Genomic DNA, 23,129 nt, shown 5'->3' with positions numbered 1-23,129 from the left:
AACAGATGAAGCGTAGCTCTTTGGGCTACGCCATTAGAGACTTCAAACTTTCTTTCACACTTTTTCCTTCAATAATGAGACTAATTTCCCTTGCTATTGGGGTGTAGATATTTTCCCTTTGTCCTATCTCTGTAATAGCTTTTGCAGTAATCACACCTTCAGCCACCTCACCAAGCTCTTTTAGAATCTCATCAATAGGCTTTTTCTGTGCCAATCCTAACCCCACACGATAATTACGCGACATTGTAGAGTTTGAGGTTAAAAATAAATCTCCAGCACCTGAGAGCCCCAAAAATGTTTCCATTTTTGCACCAAAATGCTCTCCAAATCGGCTCATTTCTACAAGCCCTCGCGCAAGCAGCGAAGCCTTTGCATTTGCACCAAAATTCAAGCCATCGCATATTCCACCAGCTATGGCAATGACATTCTTATACGACCCAGCAACTTCGCCACCCACGACATCAGGACTTGCATAGGTTTTGATAAAATGTGGCATAAGTGAGCCAAACTCACGACTTAAGATAAGATTGCGTGAGTGTATCACAAGCGCACAAGGCAGGGAGCGCACCACCTCTGTAGCAAAGCTAGGACCACACAAATATGCGATGCTCTTGTGTGGCACATACTCTTCCATAATATCACTCACAAATGCACCACTGCCGGCTTCTATACCCTTACTTGCACAGAGCATTTTTATATCACGAGGCAAGGCGACACTATGTAGCCATTCACGCAAGGCACTTGTAGCAATAGCCATTACAAAATAATCCGAATCTAATGCTTGGCTGTGGCTTACCTGCGTAATGGGTGAATGATTATTATTTACAAGATTCTTATTAAGAGGTGCGAGGAGTGCGCTAATATCTCGCCTCGAAACAATGCTAACTCTATTTTTTTCAGCAAATGCAAAGGCTAACGCCCTACCCCAAGCACCGCCACCAAAAATAGTGATTGTATTCATAATAAACCCTACTAAATAATGCTATGTAGTCATATCAAAACACATAAGTATATGTCAAAAAAGACTGCGTGGTAATCATAAAAGGGTTGGCAATTACCAGATTCCCATCATTTAATACTGAATTTTGTTTCACACTGCCAACAAAGGTGGGGAAACCAATATGGGCGACAAGTGAATTATTCTCACCAGCAAATTGCGTTTGCTTCATTGTAAGCGAAATCCTATGAACGCCTAAAATCGTTAAAGCCACACCAACACTATTTACCCAACTAGATTCCACCGCTACACTGCCATAATCATATGTATTCTCTTCATACAAAGTGCCATCATTATATGGTTTAACCTTTCCTCCACGTCTTTGGGTATTTATCTCCAAAGCATTCAACAGGAAAAAATTTAATTTTACACGCGCATCAGGTTTAAAAGAATAATTAAGCTTCATACCAGCTCTATAACGCGATATTGGAGCGTCAAACTCATTCAAATTTGCCTTACCTGTTTCAAGTTCAAACTCTGAATATCCCTCATTTGCGGTTGTATCAGCTTTGATTGAGAAATTTTTACTCACCTGCATACTTGCACCAGAATCTTCACTCTGCTCTTTGCTTATATTTGTATCAGAAGAAGTCTTGTGTGCCTCTAATGATTCTAATTGGTTCAGTTGTGAATCTTCAGCCCACATTAAGCCTAAGACAAAACTTAACAATAGCATCATCACCTTTATGTTTTTCACTTGCCTCACCCCTAAAATCTCTTTGAAACCCTCTATAAAGCTACTTAAATATCGGTATTTTCTACTTTTTGTAAAAGATTCTATAAAATCTTAAACTATAATTTTATACCAAATATTGTTAAAAATTTATAAATTTTTTATCGGCTTTAGCCTATACTAGCATTTTATATTCCCATATTTTCAACACAAAAGGCTATGAAAATGTCAGCGTATGAAACGATTATCGGTTTAGAGGTGCATGTCCAACTCAATACCAAAACAAAAATTTTTTGCTCTTGCGCAACAAGCTTTGGTGATGAGCCTAACAAAAATGTTTGCCCCACTTGCTTAGGGCTACCCGGCGCACTCCCCGTGCTTAATCGCGAAGCGGTAAAAAAGGCGATTTCCTTTGGCACTGCGATTAATGCGACTATTAATCAAAACTCTGTCTTTGCACGCAAAAACTATTTTTACCCAGACTTGCCAAAAGCCTATCAAATCAGTCAATTTGAGATTCCTATCGTAGGACAAGGAAGTATTGAAATTGAATGTAATAACCAAACAAAAACTATCGGTGTAACGCGTGCGCACCTTGAAGAAGATGCAGGTAAAAATATCCACGAAAATAATTATTCAAAAGTAGATTTAAATCGTGCTTGTACGCCATTATTAGAGATTGTAAGTGAGCCTGATATGCGAAGTTCCGATGAGGCAATAGCCTATCTTAAAAAGCTGCATTCTATCGTGCGATTTCTTGGCATAAGCGATGCAAATATGCAGGAGGGAAGCTTTAGGTGTGATGCAAACGTTTCTATTCGCCCCAAAGGAGATTGCAAACTCTATACGCGTGTAGAGATTAAGAATCTTAACTCCTTTAAATTTATCCAAAAAGCGATTGAATATGAGGTAGAGAGACAAATTGAAGCTTGGGAAGAGGGAAAATATCAAAGCGAAGTTGTGCAAGAAACTCGTCTTTTTGACACTGTCAAAGGCATTACTCGTTCAATGCGTGGCAAGGAAGAGGCAGCTGATTATCGCTATTTCCCTGACCCTGACCTTTTGCCTGTATTTATTGATAAAGCCCTTATGTGTGAGGGAAGCAAGATTCCAGAAATGCCCGATGAAAAAAAGGAGCGATACATCAATGCCTTAGGACTTAAGCCCTATGATGCAGGTGTGCTTACAAGTAGCCTTGAGCTTGCGCTTTATTTTGAATCTATGCTTGAAGAAGGTGCAAGTGCTAAAGGTGCTCTTACTTGGCTTACTACAGAGCTTTTAGGACGATTAAAGGGTGAAAATACGCTGCAGACTTGTGGGGTGGATTCTAAAACTTTAGCCACACTTGTTAAACGCATTGAGGAGGGCAAAATCAGCGGAAAAAGTGGCAAAGAAATTTTAGATGTGCTTATGGAAAAAGGAGGCGATGTAGATAGCCTCATAGATTCTATGGGATTAGCCCAAATTAATGATGATGGCGCAATTATTGCAGTTATAGAATCTGTGTTAAGCGCTAATGCCGACAAGGTCGCGGAATACAAAAGTGGCAAAGACAAACTCTTTGGATTCTTTGTAGGGCAAGTGATGAAAGCAAGCAAAGGTGCAAACCCCGCTCGTGTCAATGAGCTTTTAAAAGAGAAGCTACAATGACTTATACGCTTATCCCCTTAGAAGACTTTCTATCAAACGCCCATAGTCCAAGTGAGAGTGAGCTAGAATCTTTTAGCAAACATAGGGATAAGCTTTTACACACAAATGAAAATGAGAGTGAAGAGCATCAAAAAATCGCATTGATAGAGTTTCTAGCCAAAAGCTTTGCCTATGAGTGCAATACAAAAAATCGCATTGATTTAAGCATTTATGAATACAATAAAGCTAGAGTGCTTTTTGAAGTCAAAAGTCTAAGCAATAAGATAGAGTTTGTTTCTAGCGGGGGGGGGGGATACACTACTTTTACAAGAATATAGCCTAGAATCCAAAGCCTTTTATGAATCCATTCTCTACTTTTTACGCGAGTATAAAACCCATAACAACAACGACATAAAACACATTATCCTAACTAACACACGAGATTTCTATCTCATAGACGCTAGAGAGTATCTCACATTTGCTAAAGATAAAACAATCCTAAAAGCCTTTGATAACTGCGATAAGAATCAAGGCACAGACACAAGCACAAGCAAGTTTTACGCCACACTTAAAGACTATTTGCTCTCCCTTAACTCCACACTAAAATTTACCCATTTTAATATACAGACTACACCCCTGCCCCTGCTATATCAAGCCCTAAGCCCACAAGTGCTACTCAAACAAAAAACCTACATTGACGCCAACACACTCAATCAAAGCTTTTATGATGAGCTACTCTACATTCTAGGGCTAAAAGAGATAGACCAAAAAGGCAAGATTCTAATCCTCCCAACCACAGAGCCAAACACGCTTTTAGATTCAATCTGCAACAAACTAGGACTTGATAGAGACAAAGACTTTGAGACAATCTTTTCCTTGCTTACCACTTGGAATAACCGCATATTATTCCTGCGACTTTTAGAATCTATGCTTTTAAGTTTCAAGCATATTACAAAGCCCTTTTTAGACATTGACACGCTACAAAACTTCACAGACTTAAACACACTCTTTTTTGACATATTAGCCCTTAAAAAAGAGAAGCGAAAAACAGACTTAAAGCTAAAAGATTCTATCCCCTATCTTAACTCAAGCCTTTTTGACAAAACAGAATTAGAAAAGCAAAATAACGAAATAAGCCACCTAGATTCTAATCATCTCGCCATTTTCAAGCACTCAATCCTTAAAAAAGACAAAGAGTATAAAGACACGCAATCCCTGCCCCTTTTAGAATATCTCTTTAAATTCTTACACGCCTATGACTTCACCACCACGCCAAAAGATATTATAAACCACACCAAAACAAACCACGACAAGCTGATAAATGCCGCCGTGCTAGGACTAGTCTTTGAAAAGCTAAATGGCTATAAAGAGGGCAGTTTCTACACGCCTAGCTTTATCACTAGCTATATGTGTAAAGAGTCGCTAGAAAAAGTCGTTATAGAGAAATTTAATGAAAGAAAATCGTGGGAATGCGACAGCTTAGAATCTTTAGCACAAAAGCTAGACAAACTCACAGATTCAAAAGATGGCTATAAAGAGGCAAATGCCATTTTTGATTCTATAAAGGTTTGCGATCCAGCCGTTGGTAGCGGACACTTCCTTGTATCTATGCTCAATGCTATGATAGAGCTAAAATTCCGCCTTAAGATTCTCTGCGAGATTCACATTGATGATAATGGAGAGCGAGACTACAAGCGATTAAAAGACATAAGATTACGCCTAGAAAATGATGAGATTTTAATACAAGATTCTAATAACACCCTGCATACTTATCAAACCCCAGCCCACGAAAATTTAGAATCTCACATAATCCAAAAAGCCCTATTTCACAACAAACGCATTTTGATAGAATCCTGCCTTTTTGGCGTGGATATAAACCCAAACTCTTGTGAAATCACAAAGCTAAGATTATGGATAGAGCTGCTTAAATACAGCTTTTATATCTTTGATTCTAATGGTAAAAATACAGGCGATTTAGAAACCCTACCAAATATTGATATAAATATTAAATGCGGGAATTCGCTTGTAAGTCGCTTTGATTTAAAAGATTCACTCAAACATATTCCAAATATTACACATCAAATAGAAAGATACAAAAAGCTTGTCTTTGACTACAAAAACGCCGACCAAAATATCTTAAACATTTCAAAGCAAGAGATTGAAGCACAAATTGAATCTATCAAGCAAACTTTCACACTCACACTCAAAGACCCAAAAACCAAAAATGAGCTAGAAAAAGCTATTGAGATACATATCACAAATTATGGCATTTCGCTTTTAGATAATGAAAGCTTATTAGATGGCTTATCCTACGCACACAATATATTTGGCAATCCACAGCTTAACAAAGAGCAAGAAGATGAAGCCTACATTTCCTATGGCAAAATAGTCGCCCTGCGTAAAAAGCTAGATTCTACAACAAGTGGTGAAGGCTACAAAAACGCATTTGAATGGCGGTTTGCATTCCCTGAAGTGCTAGATTCTAATGGCGACTTTCTAGGCTTTGATTTAGTCGTAGGTAATCCGCCTTATATGCAAGTGCCAAAGGGGCTTTATGACAAAACAAGATTCCCTTACAGCGAAGGCAAGGATAAAGGCAAACAAAACTTATATAAGGTTTTTGTAGAGCTAGGATACAATTTAGGACATACAAACTCGCTTGTTGCATTTATCACACAAAGCTCCATTATGTGCGATTTATCCGCACAATTTACAAGAGAGCTACTACTCAAAGAAACACAAATGCAATACTTTGTGGAGTTTAAGAAGAATCAAAAACTTTTCACAGGTGTGATACAAGGCGTTTGCATTATGGAATTTCTCAAAGCAAAGCCAAAGTCAAATAACCACTTTAAAATCGCTATCAATAACACAGAATCCAAAATGGATAAAATTGACTTTGAATCAATCAGCCAACAACAAATTTTAGAGTTTTTCCCACTTTATGAAATCCCACTTATTAAAAAAGGCGAAATGCCCATTATTGCCAAAGTTAAAACAAATAAAATCTTGCTAAAAGATATGATAGATTCTAGCTTACAGGGCAATATAAATACAATCCATTTAAAAAAGATTCAAAGCTCAAGTACAACAGATATTAAAATATATAAGGGGGCTTTTTGTCATAGATGGTATTTAGATAAGGAAGTATTTTATGGTATTGACAATGAAATAACACGAAAGATAATAGAAGCAAATCAAAATCAATATATTATTACAACACAAAACATTACAGGAACGACAGACAGGTATCGCATACACGCAAATTTTGTAGAATCCAAAAACACAAAAATTGTGTTTTTGGATTCTTGCAATATTACATATTGCAAGAATGCAAGAGACGCAAAATTTTTAGTGGGGATTCTTAACTCTAAACTTTTAAATTGGCTATTTAGAATCACCAGCACAAATAATCATGTCAATATTTACGAACTAGAAAATCTCCCTATCCCACAAATCACAGAAACTAATAAGCCCTTGTGCGATGAGATTATAAAATGTGTAGATAAAATCCTAGAAATTAAAGCTTGTCATACTGAGGCGTTAGCCGAAGTATCTAAAAATACAGAATCTAAAAAAGATTTTTCGCCTACGGCTCAATATGACAAAGCAGATTCCACCCTTGACACAAGCAAGTTAGAATCTAAACTTGACTCTTTAGTCTATAAACTCTACAATCTCACAAATGATGAGATAGAAATAATAGATTCCAAAACATAAAAAACTAATGCTAGAATTTTAAGCAACACAAAAGCCCAAAGGATAACAAATGACACTGATTATAGAAAATGCTAGTAAAGAGCTTTACACTGCGATAAAAAGCCTAGCAAAGATTGATAACGCAAAATGCAAGGTGCAAAAGCCCAAGCTTACAAAGTTTGAAAAAGAGATTCTAAAGGCAAAAGCAGAGCTTGAAAAAGAGAAAAGAGAAGGCACACTAAAGACTTATGCTAGTGCGAAAGAAGCGTTTGAAAAAGAGGGCTTACTCTAATGTATAAAGTGCATTTGACAAAAAGTTTTAAAAAAGACGCAAAAGCCCTAAATCAAGCAGATAGAATCTTATCAATGCAGATTATAGACACACTAGCCACAGGACAGCCCCTAGAGCCAAAGCACAAAGACCACGCCTTAAGCGGCAACTTGCAAGGCTTTAGAGAATGCCACATTAAACCAGACTTATTACTCATTTATGAGCTATGCGATGATATTTTGCAGCTTAATGCCTTGCGTGTGGGGAGTCATAGCAAATTGTTTAAAAAATAGTAAGTTATGAAAGGCTAGAATCTAGCAATAAACCCCTTGTGTGATGAGATTATAAAATGTGTAGATAAAATCCTAGAAATTAAAGCAAAAGATTCTACCCTTGACACAAGCAAGTTAGAATCTAAACTTGACTCTTTAGTCTATACACTCTACAATCTCACAAATGATGAGATAGAAATAATAAAGGGAAAATAATGAGCGATGACACAAAACAAGCCGCCAAAAATATAGCTCAAATTTTAGAAATAAGTAAGAAATATGTTCGTTATGATGTATAGAGAGAAAGTTTATGTTATAGAAAATTGCGTAAGCAAAAATAACTTTGAAGTTATCAAATTTGATAAAGATATAAAATTTGATAATTTATTAAATTATCCTTTGAAATTTCATAAATGTAAGTTTTTAGAAAGTGTAGATGGTTATGAAAAACAATTTAAACACAAACTTATTTTCACAAATGTAACTTTTAAAAAGATTTTGAATCTTGCATTTAGTATATTTAGCAATGAAATAAATTTTTTCAATGCTACATTGGAAGAAAGCATTGATTGCCGACAATGTGAATTTAAAGGAATATTTAAAGCATTTGGAGTTAAGTTTTTAAAAGGAGCAATTTTTGAAAACTCTACCTTTGAAAAAGAAGTCCATTTTGGCAAAGAAATTGATGACAGAAACACAGAAAAATCAAATATGTTTGGAAGTTGTAGTTTTGAGACTGCCTTTTTTGAAAATTGTAATTTCTTTGATAGTGTTTATTTTAAAAATAATGAATTTAAACAATTATTTTTTAAAAATTCCATATTTAAAGATAATGTCTATTTTAACAATTCCCATTTTTATGATTTTGCTGATTTTCACGAGTGTGAATTTGAAAAAACCGCTTGTTTTTATGGGGTAACTTTTCATAATAAAGCAATTCCTAATTTTTCACAAGCTATTTTCAAAGAGAATCTAAACTTTGTGAATGTGAAGTGCGATTTTGATTTTGAGAATCTAAAGGAGAGCATCAAACAAGCAAAAGAAAAAGAGCAGGACAGCAAGAAAACTTTGGATAAATTTGCAAATGATTTTAGAGATTCTTTTAGGCTTATTAAAAATGCTTTGATAAAAGATAATAATCTCCTAGACGCTTCAAACTTCCACAAATACGAACTCTATTGCAAAGAAATAGAGCTAGAACAAATATGGCATAAGCAGGGCAAAACTGCTGAAACTGAAGCTGATATAAAAAGAAATACCCATAAATTTAGAGATTATATAGACTGCTTGCTGCTAGGATTTTATAGAAAGCTATGTGAGCATCATACAGATTTTTTAAAGGTTTTTAATAATCTTATATTGCTCATCGTTTTGTATGCTTTATTTTTTAAGGGTATCGCGTATTTGCATAATGCTAAAATTGAAAACATAAGCGAAGAGTTCATATTATCTAAAATTTCTAATAATTTTGAGTGTTATTTTAATTTAGTGGCTATTGTTTTTATAACCCTTGGAAGTATTTTGATACTATGTAAAATCTATAAAAATTTTTTCATTTATTTTATTAGATTTTGTTTTAAAAAATTGAATTTTTACAAAAGACTTCATTGTAATATACGGCAATCATTTAAGAGTTTCATTACATTTTTAAAAATACTCATAAAAGATTTATGGTATTTGATAGAAAGTTTAATCCTTGCGTTCTTTTTTGCTTATGCTTTTTATGTATTATTGGTTGGATTTGGTGGGAAAATTATAGATTTAAATAAAGATTATGGATACTCATTGTTTATTAACACATTGTTTGTTGGATTATATGTTAGTTTAGTCTATACCAAATCTTTGATTATCGGTAGATATATATTGCTTATTGCTTCTTATATGGGTTTTTTTATAGTGCTGATAAAATATCCTAGCATAATTCACCCTTTGATAGGAAAAATCGCAGATACTGATAAAACTTGCACTTGTCCAAGCGTAGTGGCATTAAGCATACTATATACCATACTTATATTTCTAGTTCTTTTTTCACTCCAAAAAACCGCACGCAAAAACTCCATAATCCCACACTAAATATGCTAAAGCCTAGATTCTAATATAGCTCAAAGCCAAGCCGCAAATAGAATCTAAGCAGAATCTAGCAACGCAAGATTCTTGCCAAGCTTCAAATCTCGCCTACATTACCCTACTCTCGCACTTGCCCATTGCCTGTAATACAATATTTATAACTGAGTAAAGATTCTATACCCATAGGACCTCTAGCGTGAAGTTTAGAGGTAGAAATACCCACCTCCGCACCAAAGCCAAACTCCCCGCCATCGCTAAATCGCGTTGAAGCATTGACATACACACACGCCGCATCAACACTGCTTAAAAACTGCTCACACACCGCCTTATTCTCACTCACTATACATTCAGAATGCCCCGAGCCATAGCGTGATATATGCTCCAACGCCTCTTCAAAGCCCCCCACAATCTTAAGATTAATAATCCTATCCCCCCACTCTTTAGTAAAATCCGCCAAGCCATCAAGCTCCGTGCCTAGAGATTCTAGCAAGGCTTGTGTTTCAAATCTCACGCTGATTTTATGTGTATGCAAACTCTCCACTATCTCGCTTAAAACCTGCGTCCCAAGTGCAGAATCTACAATCACGCATTCACACGCATTGCACGCCGCAGGATAGCTTAGCTTAGCATTAAGCACAATCGCCTTTGCCTTTTGCAAATCCGCGTCCTTGTGGATATAGGTATGACACACGCCCTTATCGTGCTTGATGATAGGAATACTCGCATTATGTTTTACAAACTCTATAAGCCCCTCTCCACCACGCGGGATAAGCAAATCCACATACTTATCCATTTTGACAAATGCCAATACAGACTCACGCGAAGTATCTTGTATCATACTCACACATTCTTTTGGGAGATTGTGCTGTTGCAAGGCTTGTTGCAAGGCAGAATGAATTGCTTTGTTAGAATGATACGCCTCTTTGCCACCTTTGAGCACACACACATTCCCGCTTTTAAAGCATAATGCGCTTACATCGCTTGTAACATTAGGGCGAGATTCATAAATGACACCAATGACACCAAGCGGCACACTCACTTGCGTAATCTCTAATCCTGCCTTGTTTTTCCAGCTCTTTATCACCTGCCCTACACTGCAAGAAAGCTTTGCAATATCGCGGATAGAATCCGCCATAGAGCGCACTTTTGTGCTATTTAATTCTAATCTTTTACGCATTGCTAGAGGAAGATGCTCTGCCGCACTCATATCTTTAGCATTTGCTTCACATATTACCTTGCTTTGAGATTCTATCTCATCTGCCATAGATATAAGCACTGCATTTCTTTGCTCATCACTTAATTGCTCTAGTATCCTTGCACTACGCTTTGCCGATATGAGCATTGCTTGTATATCTTGCATTATGCTTCCTCCCTTATGCTTCTTCTCTTTGTTTGGCAAGCTCCTCTACTTCTGCGATAAACCGCTCAAGTAATTTGTCTTCTTTGAGTTTGCAGAGAATCTTGCCACCTTTAATAATCAGCCCATCTTTATTTCCAAAAGCAATGGCAATATCTGCGTGTTTAGCTTCACCCAAAGCATTGACAGCACAGCCCATTACGCTTACTTGCAAAGGCGTTTTGATATGCTTAATGCGAGATTCTACCTCTTGCACCATTTTGACAAGATTTGCTTCAATGCGCCCACAAGTAGGGCAAGATACGATTGTTACTCCGCTTTTTTGTCGCCCAGAATATTGCAAAATCATACGCGCGACTTTAATTTCCTCCTCAAGCTCACCCGTGATAGACACTCTCATCGTATCGCCAATGCCCTCCATAAGCAGCCCACCAAGTGCCATAGCACTTTTTACCATAGAATGCGGCAAAGTCCCAGCCTCTGTAACGCCCAAATGAAAAGGATACTCTACTAAAGGACGAAGTATTCTATATGCTGCCATTGTGCGCTCTACATCACTTGCTTTGAGCGAAACCTTGATATTTGTGAATCCAAAATCCTCTAAAATCTTAATGTTATACAACGCAGATTCAACCATACCTTTAGGAGTTGCACCATATTTTTCCTCAAATTGTTTTTCTAAACTCCCACCATTTACACCAATACGAATAGGTATGCCTCGTGCATTACACGCATCTGCCACAGCTTTTACCCTATCTTTTGAGCCAATATTGCCCGGATTGATACGAATGCAATCCACGCTCTCTGCTGCAATAAGTGCAAATTTGTATCTAAAATGAATATCCGCGATAAGTGGCAGGGGCGAAACACTTTTAAGCTCTTTGAGTGCAGCCGCGTCTTTTGGGTCGCTCACTGCCACACGCACCATATCAGCCCCAGCAAAATACAATCTATCAAGCTGTGCTTTTGTCGCCTCTATATCACAAGTTTTGCTAAAAGTCATACTTTGCACAGAAATGGGCGCATCGCCGCCTACTGCCACATCTCCTACAAAAATTTGTTTTGTTTTTACCCTCTGCACTCCAAATCCCTTTATGAATTTTTGCTTATTTTAGCACTTCTTGGGTAAAATTATACCTATGACTTTATAGAATCTAAGGATAAAAATGCACGAATATTCTATTGTCGCCTCACTGATACAAATGTGCGAATCCCACGCAAAAGAGCATAATGCTGCCTCTATTGCCAAAGTCTGCATCGCCGTTGGTGAGCGTAGTGGTGTAGATAGTGCGCTTGTAAAAAGTGCATTTGAGACTTTTAGATTAGAATCTCCGCTTTGTAAAAATGCGAATATTGAGATAGAATATCAACCTGTTGTCTTACATTGTCAATCTTGCGAACGCGACTTTAGTGGAGAAAATCTCACATATAGCACTTGTCCTTTTTGTCGAAGTCAGCAGGTAATCATCACGCAAGGCAGAGAATTACATCTTCTTAACCTTGAACTTGACATAGAAGATATACAAGATTCTATACAAACTCAAGAATCTTATATGATGTCATCATCTTAGAATAAGGATTTTTATGTATGCACAAGATAAGCCATTAGCTCAAAAAATTGATGAACAAGCATTTGAAAAACTTCTTAAATACAATCCACAAACACAAAACCTTTGGGATATTGTAGGATTTTTTGAAAATGAGCGAGAAAAAATGCGCCTTGAAGTCGCACAATATCACGAAGAGATTAAAACTTCTAAAGCCAAGCTCAAAGAATTAAGAGAGCATATTACCCTAGCACAAAATGCAATCCGCACATTGGAGCAACAACAAGCCCAAGTGTCCAAAGATTCACAAGATTCTAATAATGAAGTGCAAAACGCACTTCAGGCACAAATCAATGAACTTGAATTAGAAAATTCTAAACTGCGCGTTGAATTACGCGATTTAAAAAGTGAATATCAACTCGAACTCATCACGCAAGAGTATTATACAGAATCCACCCACCCTGCTAGTAGCCCACAAACAGACACTACAGATTCTATAGAATCTACACCAAAGAGTAAATATGAATAAGAAGCTTTTTGTCAGTGCGTGTGAGCCAAGTGCAAATATCCATTTGCAAGTCCTAGCTAAAAAGCTCAATACTTCTGTGCGGGTGTGCGGGATATTTGAACCAAGCGTATTTGAAGGATTTAATGACGCAAAGCCTACATACACTTTGAAGGACTTCGCGGTTATGGGTTTTTTAGATGTGATGAAAAAAATCGCATTTTTTAAGGAAGCCATTCACAAAATGACAAGACTTGCAGAAAGTTGCGATGTCATTTTGCTTATGGATAGCTCAAGCTTCAATCTCCCAATCGCAAAAGCTTTAAAGAAAAATGGCTCAAAAGTGCCTATCGTGTATTATACTTTGCCACAAGTATGGGCGTGGAAGCCTTGGAGAGCAAAGCACATAGAAAAAGTGTGTGATTATCTCTGTGCTATTTTGCCTTTTGAACTCGCTATGTATCCGCACGCGCTAGAAGAGAAAAGAGCGCAGTATGTGGGACACCCACTGATTGATGAGATTCCACAATTCAAAGATAAGCCACTACCACTAGAAGATGGCAAGATTGCCTTTATGCCCGGCAGTCGCAAGAGCGAGATTCAAAGAATCTTCCCTACTTTTGCCAAAGTTGCAAAGCAGCTTCCAAATCCTAAGGTGCTTATTATCCCTGAACATTTTAAGAATCTTAACCAACAAGCCCTAACACAGATTTATGGTAGCGATATACATATTTTTGAGATTAGCTTTGATGCCAATGCCGCACTTTATGAATCTAGCTTTGCCTTTATTTGCTCGGGCACTGCCACGCTTCAAGCCACACTCATTGGCACTCCTCTTGTGCTTGGATATAAGACACGAGGCACGGATATAATGTTTGCTAAGGCATTTGTGCGATTGCAGCACATAGGGATTGCTAATATCCTTTACAATGCCTTGCACTATACTGATGGCGACTCGCACATTGGCACGAAGCAAATCCACCCAGAACTTATCCAAAGCAACCTTACCGCACTTAATCTCCTTAAGGCGTATGGTGATACACATACCGGAACATTTTTTGCTAAGGTAAAGGAGCTTAGGGAGTATCTAAAACACGGCAGTGCAGAGAAAGTATCCGCCCTCATCACGTGCCTTTTGAAAGGGGATAAACCCGAGCTGTGAGGGAATATAAATCACACTAAACAATAAGGAGTTTTTATGTCTTTGCTTTTAGACAATGGGGGGGGGGGATACACACAATCTCTCTAGCCCCCAATGGTAATGTAGAAGATTCACATCTTCCTACACTCTCAATTATTATTCCTTATTTTATGAATCTCGCACCATTACATATATTTTAGAACGTGTAAAAATGTTACTATTGCCTATCATAAAGAAATTATCATTGTTGATGATTGTAGCACTGATGGCACAATAGAAATACTTCAAGATTTAAAATCTACTGAATCTAATCAAAACAATATACCGCATGCCTAAACCTTAAAATCTTATATCACTCACACAATCAAGGCAAAGGTGCAGCCCTACGCACAGGTATTACAGTGGCTAGTGGCGATATCCTACTTACTTAAGATTCGGTTTTAGAATATGATCCCAATGAATACCCAAAACTTTTAGCAGTTACTTTTATCGGCTGGGCTGTGCCAAAAAATCAATTACAACAGCACACCGCACATTTTTTTAACAACATTGCTTTTACTCTTTGGTATATCATTATGCGCTATATTGCTCCGCTTATTACTATTATGATACTTGTAGCAGTGAGTATAAAGTTTTTCACAGGAGAGGACGCGGTAGATTTTATTTTTACATCTTTAGGGCTGTGAGTGAGGAAAATCTAAAGTTTCGCATTCTCCAATATGGGTAGCACGATATATACCATCAAAATGCAGTGTCATCATCTTAGATTCTCGCACTTTTATAGAATCTAAACACATAGAGATATGTTTATAAATATCCTTTGCGCGCTTCTCATCGCTATATTCCGCATAGGGCAGGCAAATACGCGCAAAATTGCCTTGTTTGTCTCCCTTAAAAAACTTTATACTATTCTCCTTAAAAGGCAGCTCAAAGCTCACTTTATCCACCTCACACCCTACCCCGAATTCAAAGCAAGAAGAAACCTCATCTGCCAATTCCTCATCATTTATAATATCCTCTCCATACCACTTTGGCACAAAGGCAGAGTTTGGAGAAAACGCATCTGCGGTTTTCACTTTAGTCCTATCAATCTCCCAAGAATCAATATTTTGCAAAAAGTATTCGCTAAACATTCCTTGCATATTTTTAAGGCTTTTTACCTGCCATTTATCAAGAGGTTGATTGAAAACTCGTGAATGAAACATTTTACTCATATCCTCTACCTTTTGCACATTCCAATTATTGATAGGCTGATTAAAGGCCGAATCCGCAAACATTCCTTGCATATTTTCTACATTACCGACATTCCACTTATCTAATGGTTGATTGAAAGATTCCGCATACTCAAACATATAACTCATATCTTTGACATTACTCACATTCCAAGTATTAAGGGGTTGATTAAAGCTACTTGCTTCTTTAAACATACCACTCATATTCTCCACATTACGCGTGTCCCATTTGTCTAAGGGTTGATTAAATTGACGCAAAAAAATAAACATACCGCTCATATCGCGCACTTTAGAGACATTCCACGCATTTAAGGGCTGATTGAAAGCGCAAGTAGAATCCACTGCGCACAATCCCCCAAAAAGATAGCTCATATTCTCCACATTGCCCACATTCCACGATTGTATATTTTGGTTAAAACTAAGCGCACATACAAACATCTCTGCCATATTTTTTACACGACTTGTATTCCATTTATCAAGGGGCTGATTAAAGCTAAAATTTTGCGCAAACATCGCCTCCATACTCTCTACCCTGCTGACATTCCACGCATTAATATTTTTATTAAAATTGCTACGATAAAACATATAGCTCATATCTTTGACATTACTCACATCAAAATGTGTAACCCACTCTTGTAATTCCTCGCTCAACGCGTAATTTTCAAAAAACATTCCCTGCATATTCTCCACACTGTGCGTATCCCAGTATAACTCTACCTTACTCTGCTCTTTATCCCTTAGTAATTCCCACGCAAATCCACCGGCAAAAACAAAACTCATATCCTTGACATTACGCGTATCCCAATGCGTAATCGTGCCTAGCTTCTCCATTAAATGGCTTAATTGCTCCTCCAAATCGACCTGTTGCTCCTTAAGCGAAGAAATCCTTTCTTTATCCTCCACATTTTTTAAAAAAATACACGATTTATTTTCTTTAATAACCTCATCACGCACTTGCGCTCTCTCCTTATCATTTAAAGTTTTTCTTTTGACATACTCTCTTTTATGCTCATCAAAAAATCCCTCTTTGGATTTAATCTTCGCTTGAATCTTAGGCGCGATAAAAGATTCAAAATCACTCCTGCACTGCTCCTCTTTTTCAAGCACAGATTCTATCTTGCGAATCTGTGAATCAATGTCTGAAATTTGTTTCTTAATTGCGTGAATGCTATCCAATCGCTTTATGCCTGTATTTTTGCATTTTTCTAAATGTGGAGTGAGTAAATCCTCTCTATGCCACCCAAGTGTGTCATCGCACTCCTCACCCAAACGTGCAAACAAAAAACTAAAGTCTGTAACCTTGCTTGTATCAATTTCGCTTAGATTCACATTTTCATCATTGATAAGATTGACAAGTTCCGCCCTATCCTTTGGGTGGTATTTATATGTTATATTTTTAGAATCTCCTTTAGAATCCCCGCAGCTGCTTATAAACACGCTCATTATGGCACACATTGTCATATATAAAAGCTTTTTCATTTATTCTCTCTTTTGCCCTACGAGATTTTTATACCATTTGGGTGGGTTTGATTGCAAAGGCGAACCCTCAAAAACATAAGAGGGTATCCCCTCTAGCTCCAATATATTCCATATATTTATATTCCACATATTTAAATCTTGCTTAAAATGACTTGCTTCTACAAACATATAATTTATTTTATAAACATTGCTGACATTCCACTTGTCTAAAGGCTGATTGAATTTTGTTGCCCGCTCAAACATTGAGCGCATATCATAGACATTCCCTACCTGCCAAGTATTCAAAGGTTGATTAAAAGATTCCGCCCCGCTAAACATACTGCTCATATCTTTGACGCTACTTGTGTCCCATTTATCAAGGGGTTGATTAAAGCTTTTAGCATCAGCAAACATTGCCTCCATATTAAGCACTTTGCTTACATTCCAATTATTTAATGGTTGGTTGAAAGCTTGCGCACCTTCGAATAAATCTTCCATATTTATCACCTTTGAGGTATCCCAAGATTGTATATTTTGATTAAAACTCTTAGCATAAGCAAATACATTGCATAAAGATTCTACTTGAGAAATATCCCACTTATCCAAGGGCTGATTAAACTGCTCTGCATCTCTAAATAAATATACCATTTCTTTTAAACTCGCTGTGTGCCAAGCATTTAGTGGTTGATTGAAGTTTTTTGCTCCTTCAAACATTGAACGCATATTTTTTACTTGAGAGACGTTCCACGATTGTATGGAATGATTAAACCTCTCACTGCCATAAAACATATATTTCATATCTACCACATTAGAGGTATCCCATTGTTCTATGCCCTCAAAATCCTTTCTATATTTGATACTACTTTCGCAATTCTCAACTGCCCTAGAATCCTTAAGTAATGTTAAGAAAAAATCACAATTTTTATAATTTGCAAAAAGAAAGCTCATATCTGTGATAGCGCTCGTATCAATCGCACTCAAAGGGACTTCATAAAACTCACCATTGACTTCATACTTTTTGCTCAAAATCGCTACAAGTTCTGCTCTATCTTTGGGCTTATGTGTGTGAGGATAAGGAGGCTTAGGCTCTTTTGCCCAAATAGGCAAGTTTGCCACCATAGGTGAGTTCCAAAAAATAACCTCTCGTGCATAATATTTATCAAAGCCAAAACGATTATTATGAAATGCCTCTATATGCTCAACCTGCCACGAATCTAAATTTTGACTAAAACTCGCAGCAAAAGAAAACATATCCTCCAAAGATTTTGCACTCTTTAAATCCCATTTGTCCAATGGTTGGTTGAAAGCTCGCGTGTCTGCAAACATATAATCAAAATGTTGCACTTGTGAGACATTCCAAGCATTCAAAGGCTGATTGAAATTTTTTGCCCCTTGAAACATAAAAGCCATATTTTCTACACTCCTTGTGTCCCATTTATCAAGGAGCTGATTGAATCTTGTCGCGTCTTGAAACATACCGAGCATATCTTTAACCTTACTCACATTCCAAGCATTAAGAGATTCATTAAAGCTTTGATTATTCAAAAACAAACCTTGCATATTCTCTACATTACTCGTATCCCAAGTATCAATTCCGCTAAAATCACGTTCTACATAAGGATAGCGACATACAAGCAAAATTCTTTTATCTAGCTCTGATAACTCTTGCTCTTGCTGGATTCCTTTACATACAGCAGGGCTAAGCTGAGCAAAAAGCAAACTCATATCTGTAATAGCACTTGTATCAATTTTATTGAGCTTTACATTTTTATCGCGCACAAGCTTTAAGAGTTCCTCTTCATTTTGTGGGCGATATTTATCCTCACAGCCACTCCACAATAATGCACCTAGTGTCGCTAGAGCGCATAAGAATTGATATGTTTTCATTTAATCCTCCTTATACCATTTGGGTGGATTTGATTGCAAAAATGAATCTTCAAACATCAAATATGTTCGCACTTGAGGATTAAGCCTCTCGCCCCAACTCTCAAGGTTTTGACTAAAGCTCTTAGCCTTTTGAAACATAAAATTCATATCCTCTACTTGCGAAATATCCCAATCATTCAAAGGTTGATTGAAATGTGATGTTTCAAAAAACATTAAAGACATATCCTTAACTTTACTCACATTCCAGCTATTAAGTGGCTGATTAAACGTGCTTCTAGCAAACATCGCGTTCATACTTTCCACACTTGCAGTATTCCACGATTGTATATTTTGATTAAATGCAGTTTTACCAAACATACCGCGCATATTTTGCACTCTGCTCACATTCCACTTGCCTAAAGGCTCATTAAAGTTCTCTACACCACCAAACATATAGCTCATATCTTTGACATTAGCTACATTCCACGATTCTATCCCGCTAAAATCTACTCTTTCTCTCGCATTATGAATGCACTTCTCCCTCTCTGTCTCCCATTGCACTATAAGATTATCTTTGATAGTCTGCTTATCCGCTTCTGTGGGAATCCACTTATCCCCTTTTTGTGCAGCTTTTTCCATAGTAGCGACAATCACAAAAGATTCTATATGTTTAAAAAACTCTGCAAATACGTCATAACATTGTTCTGTGCTAAAACGAGCAAAAAGATAGCTCATATCAGTAATAGCACTTGTATCAATTTCGCTTAGATTCACATTTTCATCATTGATAAGTTTGACAAGCTCCGCTCTATCTTTTGGGTGATACTTAATACTTTGTTTTTGAGAATCCTCGCAGCCAATCCATATAAATACACTCGTTATTACAAACATTACCATAAACAATAATCTTTTCATTTTGCCCTCCTTTATTTTGGTAACTGCGCACTTTTTATGCTTGATTATATCAAAAAATAGTTTTGGCATATTCTGCCCTCAAACGCACTTTAAGGCAGATTCATAAACGAATGCTAAAATTGGTTGATATTTTTTTCTGTGCTTTTATTATTTTGGCATATATTATCTTTTCGCAGGAGCGATAAGTTTTGTCATCGCTACCCTATGGAATTTTCTTTTTGCAAAAAAAATTATTTTTCATCACTCCCCTCACTCATTGCTTAAAGAAAGCTCTCTTATATACCTGTTAGTTTTGGGGGCTTAGTCATTAATCTAGCTGTGCTTTATGTATGCGTGCAATGGCTTGGATTCTATGAAATAATAAGCAAGATTCTAGCCACAGGTATAGCTTTTGTATTTAATTTTGGTATGCGGCAATTTGTTATCTATCGCTGATTTTAAACCCCCCATTCAACCATATTTAACAAAAAAACAAGTAGAATGCGGATAACATTGACTCACATACAACAACAAAGGCTACTAATGAATCATTTTAGCAAAATTGGTTTTATCCTCGCTGCACTTGGAAGCTCTATCGGCTTAGGACATATTTGGCGTTTTCCCTACATAGCAGGGACAAACGGCGGTGGTGCATTTGTCTTACTCTATTTATTTTTGGCACTCTCACTTGGCATTGCAATGCTTATTGGCGAAATGCTTATTGGGAACAAGGGGGGGGGCGCCAATGCTGTCAAAAGCTATGAAAATCTTGATGTGAGCTCAAGTAAAAAATGGCGTTTAGCTGGATTTACACTTATTGGCGGTCCTATTATCTTATCTTTTTATGCTATCGTGCTAGGCTGGGTGTTTTACTATCTCTTTATAGTGAGCTTTAACCTCCCTAGCGATATGCACACCTCTGAAACAATTTTTAATACCCTCTATACAAATGGTTTTGTGCCCCAAACACTTGGTTTGCTTTTTGTAATGGGAATCACTGCATTAGTTATCTCTCGCGGTGTTAAAAAAGGCATTGAAGCTTTGAATCTTATCCTCACACCGCTTCTTTTCATTATATTTTTTGGCTTATTGCTCTATGCGATGAGTATGGATTCTTTTAGCAAAGCATTACATTTTATGTTGAGCTTTGATATAAATGAAGCAAAAAAAGCCCTCACACTTAATGTATTTATTGATTCTCTAGGGCAGGTGTTTTTCTCGCTTTCACTCGGGGTAGGTATCATCATCACTTATGCCGCTTCTTCACAAAGCAATCAAAATCTCTTTAAAAGCGCACTTTGGGTAGTGCTATCTGGAATTTTAATCGCTATTATGGCTGGACTTATGATTTTTACTTTTGTATATGAATATAATGGAGCAGTAGGAGGAGGTGCTGGGCTCATTTTTATAACTTTGCCCGTTATGCTCTCTCATCTTGGTATATTAGGCAATACCATTGCTTGTTTATTCCTTGTAGCCTTTAGTTTTGCGGGGATTACTTCTGCGATTTCTCTGCTTGAACCCTCTGTAATGTATGTGTGTGAAACCTATCATTGGAGCAGAGCAAAGGCGACTTGGAGCATTGCTGGAGCAATTAGCGCACTTGGTATGCTTATCATTTGCTCCATTTGCACGCCTATGGCGGATTATCTTACTATTGGTGGCAAAACACTTATGGATAGCGTTGAATTTCTCTCTGCAAATGTAATTATGACACTTGGGGGACTTTTAGCAGTTATTTTTATTGGTTGGGCTGTGCCAAAAAATCAATTACAAGCATATACCGCGCATTTTTTTAATAAACTCACTTTTACTCTTTGGTATATCATTATGCGCTACATTGCGCCACTTATTACTATTATGATACTTGTAGCGGTGAGTGTGGAATTTTTCACAGGAAAAAATATTGCAACCTTTCTCTTTAGCGAGTAATGGCATCAAACATAAAGGAATCCTATGCGAAGCGACATTATCAAAGCGGGCTAAAAGCCCCATTATGGGAATGGGACTAGGCGAATCTGTCGCACTTATTACCGATGGACGCTTTAGCGGGGCGACAAGGGGAGGCTGTATCGGGCATATAAGCCCAGAAGCAGCAGAGGGAGGATTAATCGCACTCATTGAGGACGGAGACAAAATCGCGATTTCGGTTTCAAAAGGCACTTTAGAATTGCTTGTGGATTCTAAGATTATAGAATCTCGCCGCACCAAATGGAAACCAATTAAAAAAGAGATAAAAAGCAAATGGTTGAAGCGATACTCTTTGCTTGTGAGCAACGCCGCAAATGGCGCTGTTTTAAAAACAGAGCTGTAAAGTTTGAGAATACAAAATTCTCAAACCTTTGTTGATTCTGCTTTATTTGCTATGAAATTTTTATCATTTGTCTTCAATACCAGCTAGGGAGTGTTTTAAGACTACAAGCATAAGAAAATATCCAATGCATCTCTTCTACGCTTGAAATATCCCAGCTACTAATATCTACATCAAAAAAGTATACACTATTAAAGCAAAAGTTCAAATTCTTCACTTGAGAGACATTCCACTTTTCTATCCCGCTAAAATCCCTTCTGCAAGAGCGGTAAAATAAATATTTCATACTTGTTACCTTGCTTGTATCAAGCTGATTTAATGGAATCTCCTCTATTCTGGCAAACATTTTCAAGGTCTCATTATCTACTTCAATGACTTCTCCCCTCTTGATAGAATCTAAACTATTCATAAATCTTTGTAAAGCTTTAAAATACGCTAAAACATCTTTATCTTCTTGAAAAATCGTTCCGTAACTATTACCGCCCTTTGTGGTTAATATAATGTATTCATCAATCTTTTGTTGTAAAAAACTCTCAAAATCCTCTCCCTTGTCGTTTTTTCTGCCTTTGTGCAACCCGAGGAAAAGAGCATATTCTAAAACATCATAAGTTTTATCTTCAAACATAGCAAAGACAAAAGGCACGATTCTTTGAGTCCGTAATGGTGCATACGCAGTGTTGTTATCTAGCAAATCTGCCCCATCTTTACCCAAAGCAGCAAGATTTATACCACCTTGTGGTGGCAACCCTTGGAAACTATTATCTAGCACCTCCTCGTTAAAAAAATTGTTTCTTAGGGCATAGATAAGCAAACCATCATTTTTCTCATAAATTTGATGAAAGCTAAGATTTTGTATCAGTGTATCCCATATCACTTTTATGTTCTCTTGCTTTTTGGCTATTTCATAAAATACCATTCCTTGAAAACTCACTTCAAATGCTACTACACGATGCAAAGAAAATCTTTTTAGATGAGATTCCTTAAACTCTACGCCATTTTTTACAAGAAATGCTGCAATATCCACTCTATTTGAATCTAGAGCAATTTTTAAAAAGTCTTTTTTGCTTTGTTGCATTCCTAACACGAAGCTTTTATCTTTGGCATTTTCTACAAGTAATTCCAAGAGCTCTAAAGGCACGAATATTGCCTTTTCACAATATTCAGTATCCGATAAACCTGATGCCATTTTATGTTTTATTACACTCCATTT

21 protein-coding genes and 2 pseudogenes are annotated in these 23,129 nt (G+C 37.0%); 15 read left to right on the top strand and 8 right to left on the bottom strand.

From position 1 onward, the window contains the following. Window positions 1–25: 25 nt before the first annotated feature. Entirely contained in the window at window positions 26–961 is a 936-nt protein-coding gene (locus LS67_RS04750; RefSeq protein WP_034326738.1) for an NAD(P)H-dependent glycerol-3-phosphate dehydrogenase, read from the bottom strand. A gap of 34 nt (window positions 962–995) precedes the next feature. Continuing rightward, window positions 996–1,694, bottom strand: a complete 699-nt coding sequence (locus LS67_RS04745) for a hypothetical protein (protein ID WP_236096347.1) — start codon at window positions 1,692–1,694, stop codon at window positions 996–998. 201 nt (window positions 1,695–1,895) lie between these two features. Here LS67_RS04745 and gatB point away from each other — a divergent pair, with 201 nt between their 5' ends. From gatB to LS67_RS04715, 6 genes are all read left to right on the top strand, one after another. Further along, window positions 1,896–3,320 carry an Asp-tRNA(Asn)/Glu-tRNA(Gln) amidotransferase subunit GatB gene (gatB, locus tag LS67_RS04740; protein WP_034326734.1) on the top strand — a complete coding sequence of 475 codons (1,425 nt, stop codon included), beginning with the start codon at window positions 1,896–1,898 and terminating at the stop codon, window positions 3,318–3,320. Further along, window positions 3,317–3,637 carry a DUF7149 domain-containing protein gene (locus tag LS67_RS10185; RefSeq protein ID WP_328590456.1) on the top strand — a complete coding sequence of 107 codons (321 nt, stop codon included), beginning with the start codon at window positions 3,317–3,319 and terminating at the stop codon, window positions 3,635–3,637. Before gatB ends, LS67_RS10185 begins: the two co-directional genes overlap by 4 nt. After that, complete coding sequence (locus LS67_RS04735) at window positions 3,591–7,019, top strand: type IIG restriction enzyme/methyltransferase (protein WP_328590455.1); 3,429 nt, start codon at window positions 3,591–3,593, stop codon at window positions 7,017–7,019. The genes LS67_RS10185 and LS67_RS04735 overlap by 47 nt, the downstream gene beginning before the upstream one ends. Before the next feature lie 49 nt (window positions 7,020–7,068). After that, the gene (locus LS67_RS04730; RefSeq protein WP_002955605.1) at window positions 7,069–7,290 is read left to right on the top strand and encodes a hypothetical protein; all 222 of its coding nucleotides are present in this window, start codon (window positions 7,069–7,071) and stop codon (window positions 7,288–7,290) included. Continuing rightward, window positions 7,290–7,562, top strand: coding sequence for a type II toxin-antitoxin system YafQ family toxin (locus LS67_RS04725; protein WP_034328221.1), 273 nt, complete (start codon window positions 7,290–7,292; stop codon window positions 7,560–7,562). The genes LS67_RS04730 and LS67_RS04725 overlap by 1 nt, the downstream gene beginning before the upstream one ends. A 258-nt stretch (window positions 7,563–7,820) precedes the next feature. Then, on the top strand, window positions 7,821–9,614 hold the full coding sequence (locus LS67_RS04715; protein ID WP_236096346.1) for a pentapeptide repeat-containing protein: 1,794 nt from the start codon (window positions 7,821–7,823) through the stop codon (window positions 9,612–9,614). A gap of 112 nt (window positions 9,615–9,726) precedes the next feature. Here LS67_RS04715 and LS67_RS04710 read toward each other — a convergent pair whose 3' ends face one another. Together LS67_RS04710 and ispG are read right to left on the bottom strand one after the other, a co-directional pair. Further along, the gene (locus LS67_RS04710; RefSeq protein WP_407927775.1) at window positions 9,727–10,959 is read right to left on the bottom strand and encodes a glutamate-5-semialdehyde dehydrogenase; all 1,233 of its coding nucleotides are present in this window, start codon (window positions 10,957–10,959) and stop codon (window positions 9,727–9,729) included. Between the two features lie 22 nt (window positions 10,960–10,981). After that, window positions 10,982–12,046 (bottom strand): flavodoxin-dependent (E)-4-hydroxy-3-methylbut-2-enyl-diphosphate synthase, encoded by a 1,065-nt coding sequence (gene ispG, locus LS67_RS04705; RefSeq protein WP_034328228.1) that lies wholly within the window; start codon window positions 12,044–12,046, stop codon window positions 10,982–10,984. Between the two features lie 85 nt (window positions 12,047–12,131). Between ispG and hypA the strand changes: the two genes are divergently transcribed. The 6 genes from hypA to LS67_RS04680 all read left to right on the top strand — a co-directional run bounded on the left by hypA (window position 12,132) and on the right by LS67_RS04680 (window position 14,844). Beyond that, a complete protein-coding gene (gene hypA / locus LS67_RS04700; protein WP_052099912.1) occupies window positions 12,132–12,536 on the top strand; it encodes a hydrogenase/urease nickel incorporation protein HypA in 405 nt (134 codons plus the stop codon). 13 nt (window positions 12,537–12,549) lie between these two features. Next, complete coding sequence (locus LS67_RS04695; RefSeq protein WP_064504548.1) at window positions 12,550–13,041, top strand: hypothetical protein; 492 nt, start codon at window positions 12,550–12,552, stop codon at window positions 13,039–13,041. Beyond that, a complete protein-coding gene (lpxB, locus tag LS67_RS04690) occupies window positions 13,034–14,179 on the top strand; it encodes a lipid-A-disaccharide synthase (RefSeq protein ID WP_034328230.1) in 1,146 nt (381 codons plus the stop codon). Before LS67_RS04695 ends, lpxB begins: the two co-directional genes overlap by 8 nt. 153 nt (window positions 14,180–14,332) lie before the next feature. Beyond that, on the top strand, window positions 14,333–14,494 hold the full coding sequence (locus LS67_RS10180) for a glycosyltransferase (RefSeq protein ID WP_328590460.1): 162 nt from the start codon (window positions 14,333–14,335) through the stop codon (window positions 14,492–14,494). Between the two features lie 8 nt (window positions 14,495–14,502). Beyond that, window positions 14,503–14,589 (top strand): hypothetical protein, encoded by an 87-nt coding sequence (locus tag LS67_RS10175; RefSeq protein ID WP_328590459.1) that lies wholly within the window; start codon window positions 14,503–14,505, stop codon window positions 14,587–14,589. A gap of 69 nt (window positions 14,590–14,658) precedes the next feature. After that, window positions 14,659–14,844: a hypothetical protein gene (locus LS67_RS04680; RefSeq protein WP_034328556.1), complete on the top strand. Its 186-nt coding sequence runs from the start codon at window positions 14,659–14,661 to the stop codon at window positions 14,842–14,844. Here LS67_RS04680 and LS67_RS04675 read toward each other — a convergent pair. Genes LS67_RS04675 through LS67_RS04665 form a run of 3 tightly spaced genes read right to left on the bottom strand, consistent with a single transcriptional unit; the run spans window position 14,833 to window position 19,629 of the window. After that, entirely contained in the window at window positions 14,833–16,869 is a 2,037-nt protein-coding gene (locus LS67_RS04675; protein ID WP_138109611.1) for a BspA family leucine-rich repeat surface protein, read from the bottom strand. The genes LS67_RS04680 and LS67_RS04675 overlap by 12 nt on opposite strands. After that, the gene (locus tag LS67_RS04670; protein WP_052099864.1) at window positions 16,870–18,735 is read right to left on the bottom strand and encodes a BspA family leucine-rich repeat surface protein; all 1,866 of its coding nucleotides are present in this window, start codon (window positions 18,733–18,735) and stop codon (window positions 16,870–16,872) included. Continuing rightward, a complete protein-coding gene (locus tag LS67_RS04665) occupies window positions 18,736–19,629 on the bottom strand; it encodes a BspA family leucine-rich repeat surface protein (RefSeq protein WP_161594474.1) in 894 nt (297 codons plus the stop codon). It lies immediately after the preceding gene. A 136-nt stretch (window positions 19,630–19,765) separates the two neighbouring features. On the opposite strand from LS67_RS04665, the pseudogene LS67_RS10240 reads away from it, so the two are divergent. From LS67_RS10240 to LS67_RS04645, 3 genes and pseudogenes are all read left to right on the top strand, one after another. Continuing rightward, a pseudogene (locus LS67_RS10240) lies at window positions 19,766–20,064 on the top strand (GtrA family protein). 87 nt (window positions 20,065–20,151) lie between these two features. After that, on the top strand, window positions 20,152–21,540 hold the full coding sequence (locus LS67_RS04650) for a sodium-dependent transporter (protein ID WP_034327234.1): 1,389 nt from the start codon (window positions 20,152–20,154) through the stop codon (window positions 21,538–21,540). Window positions 21,541–21,595: 55 nt separating this feature from the next. Then, window positions 21,596–21,922 (top strand): annotated as a pseudogene (locus LS67_RS04645) (dihydroxy-acid dehydratase); the annotation flags it as partial. Between the two features lie 73 nt (window positions 21,923–21,995). On the opposite strand, the gene LS67_RS04640 reads toward LS67_RS04645, so the two are convergent. Then, entirely contained in the window at window positions 21,996–23,105 is a 1,110-nt protein-coding gene (locus LS67_RS04640) for a DUF285 domain-containing protein (RefSeq protein ID WP_236096345.1), read from the bottom strand. Window positions 23,106–23,129 lie beyond the last annotated feature (24 nt).

This window comes from Helicobacter sp. MIT 03-1616, from assembly GCF_000765685.2.
GTDB lineage: Bacteria > Campylobacterota > Campylobacteria > Campylobacterales > Helicobacteraceae > Helicobacter_C > Helicobacter_C typhlonius.
This window is presented reverse-complemented; position numbering and strand designations above follow the sequence as displayed.